11 protein-coding genes are annotated in these 7,342 nt (G+C 43.9%); all 11 read left to right on the forward strand.

Annotation, left to right across the window (positions count from 1 at the left end):
* Nucleotides 1-208 precede the first annotated feature (208 nt).
* A complete protein-coding gene (locus HT699_RS07360) occupies nucleotides 209-3,229 on the forward strand; it encodes a tail fiber domain-containing protein (RefSeq protein WP_172934219.1) in 3,021 nt (1,006 codons plus the stop codon).
* A complete protein-coding gene (locus tag HT699_RS07365; protein WP_000368698.1) occupies nucleotides 3,222-3,428 on the forward strand; it encodes a hypothetical protein in 207 nt (68 codons plus the stop codon). The genes HT699_RS07360 and HT699_RS07365 overlap by 8 nt, the downstream gene beginning before the upstream one ends.
* Nucleotides 3,425-3,958: a hypothetical protein gene (locus HT699_RS07370; protein WP_001105679.1), complete on the forward strand. Its 534-nt coding sequence runs from the start codon at nucleotides 3,425-3,427 to the stop codon at nucleotides 3,956-3,958. The genes HT699_RS07365 and HT699_RS07370 overlap by 4 nt, the downstream gene beginning before the upstream one ends.
* Complete coding sequence (locus HT699_RS07375) at nucleotides 3,951-4,103, forward strand: hypothetical protein (protein ID WP_000036642.1); 153 nt, start codon at nucleotides 3,951-3,953, stop codon at nucleotides 4,101-4,103. Before HT699_RS07370 ends, HT699_RS07375 begins: the two co-directional genes overlap by 8 nt.
* Before the next feature lie 10 nt (nucleotides 4,104-4,113).
* The gene (locus tag HT699_RS07380; protein WP_000134981.1) at nucleotides 4,114-4,392 is read left to right on the forward strand and encodes a hypothetical protein; all 279 of its coding nucleotides are present in this window, start codon (nucleotides 4,114-4,116) and stop codon (nucleotides 4,390-4,392) included.
* 15 nt (nucleotides 4,393-4,407) lie between these two features.
* Nucleotides 4,408-4,884 (forward strand): hypothetical protein, encoded by a 477-nt coding sequence (locus HT699_RS07385; protein ID WP_023937796.1) that lies wholly within the window; start codon nucleotides 4,408-4,410, stop codon nucleotides 4,882-4,884.
* 6 nt (nucleotides 4,885-4,890) lie between these two features.
* Complete coding sequence (locus tag HT699_RS07390; protein WP_000381731.1) at nucleotides 4,891-5,211, forward strand: hypothetical protein; 321 nt, start codon at nucleotides 4,891-4,893, stop codon at nucleotides 5,209-5,211.
* Nucleotides 5,212-5,216: 5 nt separating this feature from the next.
* Nucleotides 5,217-5,999, forward strand: coding sequence for a hypothetical protein (locus tag HT699_RS07395; RefSeq protein WP_000067166.1), 783 nt, complete (start codon nucleotides 5,217-5,219; stop codon nucleotides 5,997-5,999).
* Between the two features lie 8 nt (nucleotides 6,000-6,007).
* Nucleotides 6,008-6,325, forward strand: a complete 318-nt coding sequence (locus HT699_RS07400) for a hypothetical protein (RefSeq protein WP_023937803.1) — start codon at nucleotides 6,008-6,010, stop codon at nucleotides 6,323-6,325.
* A gap of 14 nt (nucleotides 6,326-6,339) precedes the next feature.
* Nucleotides 6,340-6,675 (forward strand): phage holin, encoded by a 336-nt coding sequence (locus HT699_RS07405; RefSeq protein WP_054388048.1) that lies wholly within the window; start codon nucleotides 6,340-6,342, stop codon nucleotides 6,673-6,675.
* On the forward strand, nucleotides 6,675-7,342 hold a 668-nt coding region (locus HT699_RS07410), incomplete at its 3' end, for an N-acetylmuramoyl-L-alanine amidase family protein (RefSeq protein WP_172934218.1). The genes HT699_RS07405 and HT699_RS07410, both read left to right, overlap by 1 nt.

Here is a 7,342-nt window from a genome sequence, read left to right on the forward strand (position 1 = left end):
TGCTCAGACGGCTTTGTCGGGTGATTTGAATCTTCTAAAGCAGACAGTTACCAATGATATAAGCTCCAAGCAAAGGCAACTTAAAACTGACATTTCCAAACAAGTTCAAGCTCTCGGTCAGATAAAGAATGACTTGGCTGGAGTCAGAAGCTCTCAGGCAAGATATGAAGAGACGACTAAAGGCAGGCTAACTGCACTGACGAACAGAATGGAAGGGAAAGCTAACAAATCAGAAGTCAGGCAAACAGCAGAGACTCTGACGAGTCAGATAGACCGTATACAAGAAGAGAGCTCTACTCGTATTTCAACAATGACCTCTCGTTTTAATCAGCGCGCTGATGCGCTTGATGCTGGAGTGAGGCGTTTGACTGAAGGTCTCAGAACCAAAGCGGATATCAGCTCCCTCAACGTGACTGCTGAGAATATCCGGCAATCTGTGAAGAGTCTTGAGACAGACACGCAGAACAAACTAAATCAGAAGCTTAGTACGGCTGAATTTGAGGTGCAGGCTGGCTCTATCCGCCAGGAAATCCTTCGGTCAACCGAGGGCAAGGCAGATAAGACCTTAGTTGTGGCTGAAGCTGGAAAATTGCGAGAAGAATTTTCAAATATGCAAGTTGGTGGTCGGAACTATTATCGTGATTCCGAGAAAATTCAACAGTCTCGTTTTGGTTTTGTGTTTGATAATCTAGATCCCTATCTTTCAAAGTCCGATATTGGGACAACTTGGACTCTCTCGTTTGATTGTAAACTCGATGAAGTTGATGGTTCTTTTCCTTTCCATATGTCGCATGGTGGGGCGAATGGCTTTGGTATAGAGGGACAAAAAGAGTTCACTGCGACTAGGGAGTGGCAGCGATTTAGGCTTACAGGTTCGGTATTTTTTAAAGAGGATGCGCCCTCTGAATCCAAGCTACAGATGACCCTATTCAATTCAGATTTAGGATACGGAGGAACTCTTTTCATTCGTAGGATTAAACTTGAAAAAGGTACCCTAGCGACAGACTGGAGTCCAGCGCTTGAAGACACCAATGGTCTCATCACACAAGCTAAGGCTAGCTTTGAGCGAACAGCGCAGGAATTGCGAACGGATTTGTCGGCTGTTCAGGCCTATGTTACTCAAGATGGTCAAAGACAGGAAAGCTTACAGCGCTATACTCGTGAGGAGAGCGCGAGACAAGCAAGAGCAGTTCGTGAGCAGATATCCAGAGATTATGTAGGGAAATCAAGCTATCAAGAAGATGTGGAGGGGATTCATCGGAGAATTGAAGGAGTTAAAACGAGTGCGAATAGAGAAATAACTAGCCAAATAGCTAGCTATCGTCAATCTGCCGACGGGACATTTAGGGATATTTCAAGCCGAATAACAACTTATAAGCAGGATATGACCAGGGACATTGCGAACCTATCCCATCAACTGGCAGGTAAGGTAGAGACTACTGACTTCCAGCGTGTGAGGGAGAGTAGTCAACTCTATGAGCGGATTCTGGGTAATACTGAAAATGGAATTGCGGATAAGGTTGCTCGCATGGCTATGACCAATCAACTGTTTCAGGTTGAGGTTGGGAAATATAGTGTAAGCGGCCCTAACCTCATTAAGAATAGTGATTTTAAAAATGATACGAATAAATGGGTCTCAACTCAAAATTTAGGAAGATTGGTTAAGCATAGCTTTTATCACAACGGGCAGAAAGACCTTATGCGTTTAAGCAATGCAACTAAAAACAAAAACTTTTTGTCTAGTCACCGTTTTAATCTTGAACGAAATACTGACTATGTACTGAATTTTAGAGGATTTAACAACAGTGCTCTAGCAAGCTATGATGTTTATATTTTGGGACGAAGAGCAGGCGAGAGCGATGGATTCACAATCTTTAAGAAAGTTGTTAGCAGCAAGAAACTATCTACCTCTAGATGCGAAGATGTCTCAGTAACTTTTAATTCCGGAGAAATGGATAATGCTTACATTCGTTTTGAGAACAATGGCTCATCATCAGGAACAGCTGATTTGTATATTACAGAAGTTGACTTGTACAAAGGTTATAAACCTAGAACATGGCAACCACATCCAGAAGATGCAGTCGCAGATGCGAATAAGAAGCTTGAAGCAACGCAAACAAAAATGACTCAACTAGCTGGCTCCTGGTTGGTTCAAAACATCAACAGTGCAGGTGATTTGATTTCGGGTATCAATCTAGGAGCCAATGGACATAATCGTCTTTCTGGGAAATTAACCCATATAACAGGCGAGACCCTGATTGACAGAGCAGTCATCAAGTCTGCCATGGTTGATAAGTTGAAGACAGCTAATTTTGAATCAGGTTCAGTAACGACAGCTGTTTTAGCTGCCGAAGCGGTCACAGCTGATAAGGTAAAGTTTGATCATGCCTTTATTCAAAAACTTATTGCCAACGACGCCTTTATTGGAGAACTAACTTCTAAACGTATCTTTGCGACTAAGATTGAATCAGTTGTGAATCGCTCGACTTTCTTAGAAGCTTATCAGGGTCAAATAGGAGGGTTTACAATTGGTCGTTTTGCTCAAGGAAGAGGTCGCTGGATTTCTGGTGTCAACCAATTCTCGGTCGGCATGGGAAACGGCGAAGGCGGAAGCTACAATGGCGAAAATACCGCATTTTGGGCGAACTGGGGTTACAGTTGGAACAGTCCTGGCCCCAATGCTTGGTATGTGACAACGTTAGGAAACATGCATTGCCGAAACGGAGCAAATTTCCACGGTAGGGTTGACTTTTCGGATTCATCGAGAGCAAACTTCTATGGGAATACTACTTTTTCTCGTTCTCCTGTGTTTTTAAATGGTATCGAACTTGGAAGTAAAGACGTCTTTGGTGATGGTTGGAATCCCAAAGGCGGAAGGAATGCGGTTGTTTGGTGGAATCAGGTCGGTAGTGGTAGCGTGAAGTATTGGATGGAACAAAAATCAGACAGACGCTTAAAAGAGAACATCACAGATACAGCTGTGAAAGCCTTGGACAAAATCAACAGATTAAGAATGGTTGCATTTGATTTCATCGAAAGTAAGAAACATGAGGAGATTGGTCTAATAGCTCAAGAGGCTGAAACCATCGTTCCAAGAATTGTCTCACGAGATCCTGAGAATCCAGATGGCTATCTACATATAGACTATACCGCTTTAGTTCCTTACTTAATCAAGGCCATTCAAGAATTAAATCAAAAAATAGAAAAAATGGAGAACAGACATGGATAATCACACAATCGACAAGCTAGTCGCTGAGTCGCTCGTCGACCGTTTGGCTGATATCGAATTGAACTATGCGCATTTAAATGTACACCATAGGCTGGCTTTGGCTGAATTACAGGCCTTTAAGGCGGTGCTGGAATATGACCCAGCGCTTAAAGAACTTTTTGACGAAACGCAAGCGAAAATGAAAGGAAATAAGGAATGAATTACGAAGTAGCAATCAATCCCTACTTGAAAGGTGGGGAAAATGTAACAGTTGTCGCAATCAAGATGGAAAACAAGGGGCGCTATTCTTATGAGCAGTGCGAATTGCCAGGTGACCATACACAGGATAGTGAGGACGCCCTTATCCAAGCGGTTTTGGAATTGGTTCGCACCGAACTGGACCCAACAAGCGCCATTGTCAAGAACCAAGAACAACTGGCTAAGACGACGGAAGCGCTGGAGAGAGCCAACCAGCTCATGGATGGCATGCAGAAGGTCAATCTCCAGAATGCTCAGGATATTGAGGATATCTTAGCGCGATTGGAAGAGCTGGAAGCTCAAGGAGAGTCTGACCAGGAGGAGACCGACGAGGACACCCCTCAGGTTACGGACACAGAAAACCAAGCTGAAGAAGCACAACCAACCCCAGCGGTAGAAGATAAGAAAGAAAGCGAGAAAGAAGATGACATTTCTGAAACGACAAACCAAGAGAGCCCTAGTGAAGACAATGGAGGTAGCAGCAATGAGTAAGATTACACTAGACCAAGCCAAAATCGACATGTACATCAACCTACTGGAACGTGGAGCAGTTGACTTTTCATGGGTACATAAACGCTGGAAAGACCGTGTGCGCAAGGAATTGAAGCGACGTGGTTTGAGCCATCTGGCAAACTAGCGAGGTGTTTATGACAGAGATTGAGCACTTATTGATTCGGTTTCTCTTTTCTCTGATTCCTGTGGTTGTCTTGTACTTTTCCATGAAGGACAGGGCAACCAAGCAGGAAAATCGCATGACAGCCATAGAAAAAGACATTGAGAACTTACGCGAATTTCGAATGTCGGCTAACAAAAGACTGGATAACCATGACGAACAAAACAAGGCTATTCTGGTGCTGGCTGAACAGGTCAAATCGCTAGGTGAAGATGTGAGAGAACTGAAAACCTTGATACAAAGTAAACAGTAAAGAAAGAGGTGCAGAATGGTCTGTAATCTCAATATGACCAATCTCGCACAGATTGACGGCGGTCACCTGATTAAGCAAGGGGACTTGGCTTCCACCTTTGGTTTTGCCCTCTTAGACGAAGACTACCAAGTCATCTCCTCTCTGGAAGGGGAGCAGGCGCTGATCAGTCTGACCAAGGAGGGCTACCAGTGGAAGAAGCAGGTAGCTGTTACCAGTCAAGGTGTGAGTTTCCATCTGGACGCTATCTTGCCGATTGGGAGTTATCGCTTGGAAATCACGGCTGGAGGCTATGTTTTCCCTAGTGATAAATCTGTCCATATCAAGATAGTCGCCTCAGATAAGGAATTGGTTACAGAAGAAGTCCATGCTTTAAAAGAGCTGGATATTGCAAAAGAAGTCGAAAAACAGCTTGCAGGTAGAACTGTAGGCGAGAGCCCAGTAGGTCAGGAATTGCCAGACCTGCTCTTTTATTACAATTTAGGAAAGGTGTAACACAAAATGGATACTACAAAATTAACAGCATTCGCACAGGCAGTGGGGGAAGATAACAAAAAGGTAAACGAAGAGCTGAAAACGAAAGTCAGCACGTCTGACATGAACCAAGCAATTACCCGTGCTAAATCCGAGGTTAAGGCTGAAATCTTGGGTGAAGGTACCCCTGAGAATTTGGACACACTGAAAGAAATCGCAGAAAAAATCACAAGTATGGGACAAGATGAAAATAGCGCACTTCTTGGCAAAGTAACTGAAGTCAGCGGACGTGTAGACCAGATTGCCAACCTTGACTTGGTCGCAACCTATAACGCAGCGAAAGCGTGAGTGCTATGAGTAACCTTGAAAATCTAGCAAGAGCAATCGGTGAGGATGTCAAGGCTATCAAAGAAGACTCAGAGCTAAAGGATAGGGAGGTTAAGAAAAGACTGGACACCCTTGAGAGTAGACCGAAAGTCCATCCAGAAACCCTCGTTACAAAAGCGGAGCTGGAAGAGAAAGGCTACTTGACCTCCCACCAAGACTTGTCTACTTATGCCCAAAAATGGGAGTTGTACAATGATATCCCCATCAAGGCTAGGATTTCCGCCTTAGAAAATCGTCCATCATTCGATACGCTGACACCGACTCAACGGGATAGCTTAAAAGGGGATAATGGGCATAGTTTGAATGCCAGCGTTCGTATTGAGGGTTCTTATAAGAATGGCTCTACTAGCCGATTGAATTTGTTTGCGGATGTATTCTACGATGGCGAAGCAGTCACGAGCGGCTATACTCTTGATTATTACTACCGTGGTTTTGGCTATACAAACTGGCGTTCTTTGAGAAATCAGACCCCTGATTCAGCAGGAAAATTTGGCACATGGAGTGCTTCTCAGCGTTCTGGTGGTTGGTTTGAAGTTCGCATTGAAGTGAATTACAGAGGATTGAGAGCCTCTGCTTTTACCCATTTGGATAATGTCAACGATGGTGAACAAGGGCGAAGTGGAGTTCCAGGTCAGAACATTGTCAATCAGAACGGTTCGCAGGCACTCAACTATTGGGCCGGTACGCAAGAGCAGTACGATGCTATTACTACCAAAGACCCTCACACGATTTACGATATTTTTAAGTAGGTGAAGCTATGAGAGATAGAGTAAGAATCATGTTAGGAAGTAGAGAGATTGTCAAGCGCTATATTGGCGATAGGTTGGTGTGGTCGAGTGGACCGTCATTATTATTGGAAGTGTTAAACACAAGAATGTGGCAGTACTGGGGTGGGTACAATATTGATATTAAAGGTAATGATATTAAGGTTGCTGCTATACGATATGTACAACTCAATAATAGCAAATTAATAAGAATTCAGGCTGATATGTATAACCGAGGAGTCATATATCTAACTGGTACAAACTTAAGGGAGTATATAGGTAGCGTTAATGTTAAGTTTTATAGAGAATAGAAAGGAAACAACACATGACACAATTTAATGAATTTATTATCGCTTTTGCGACAGGCTTTTTAGCAGTAGCAGTAGGCAGTATCGTGAAAATGGTGAAAGACTATCTTTTGCGTAAAGGCGGAGAGAAAGCGGTAATCATCGCTGAAATCCTAGCCAAGAATGCAGTGAATGCCGTGGAGCAGGTGGCTGCTGAGACAGGTTATAAAGGTGATGAAAAGCTAGAGCAAGCTCGTGATAAAGTTAGAGCTGAGCTGACCAAATATAATATCAGTATGACCAATAAGGACTTGGATACCTTTGTGGAGTCAGCCGTGAAACAGATGAACGACGCTTGGAAAGGACAAGAGTAATGGATATCGATACAAGCAGACTACGTACAGGCTTGCCACAAGTAGGCTATGCGCCATATCGACAAGTGCACGCTCACTCTACGGGGAACCGTAATTCTACCGCTCAAAATGAGGCAGACTACCACTACAGAAAGAACCCTGAGCTTGGTTTCTTCTCTCATGTGGTTGGTAACGGTCGTGTCCTGCAGGTCGGTCCTGTAAATAATGGTGCCTGGGACGTTGGGGGCGATTGGAATGCGGAAAGCTATGCGGCAGTTGAATTGATTGAAAGCCATTCAACTAAAGAAGAGTTCATGACAGACTACCGTCTCTATATCGAACTCTTACGCAATCTAGCAGATGAAGCAGGTTTGCCGAAAACGCTTGATACAAGCAGTTTGGAAGGTATCAAAACACATGAATACTGTACCAATAACCAACCAGACAACCATTCAGACCACGTTGACCCGTATCCTTATCTTGCCAAATGGGGCATTAGCCGTGAACAGTTCAAGCAGGATATTGAAAGTGGCTTGACAATTGAAACAGGTTGGAAGAAGAACGATATAGGCTATTGGTATGTACACTCAGACGGCTCTTATCCAAAAGACAAGTTTGAGAAGGTCAACGGCACCTGGTATTACTTCGACGGCTCAGGCTACATGCTTGCGAGAGGGGAGGAGAGCCG

It is taken from the genome of Streptococcus sp. 1055, assembly GCF_013276815.1.
Taxonomy (GTDB): Bacteria; Bacillota; Bacilli; order Lactobacillales; family Streptococcaceae; genus Streptococcus; species Streptococcus pseudopneumoniae.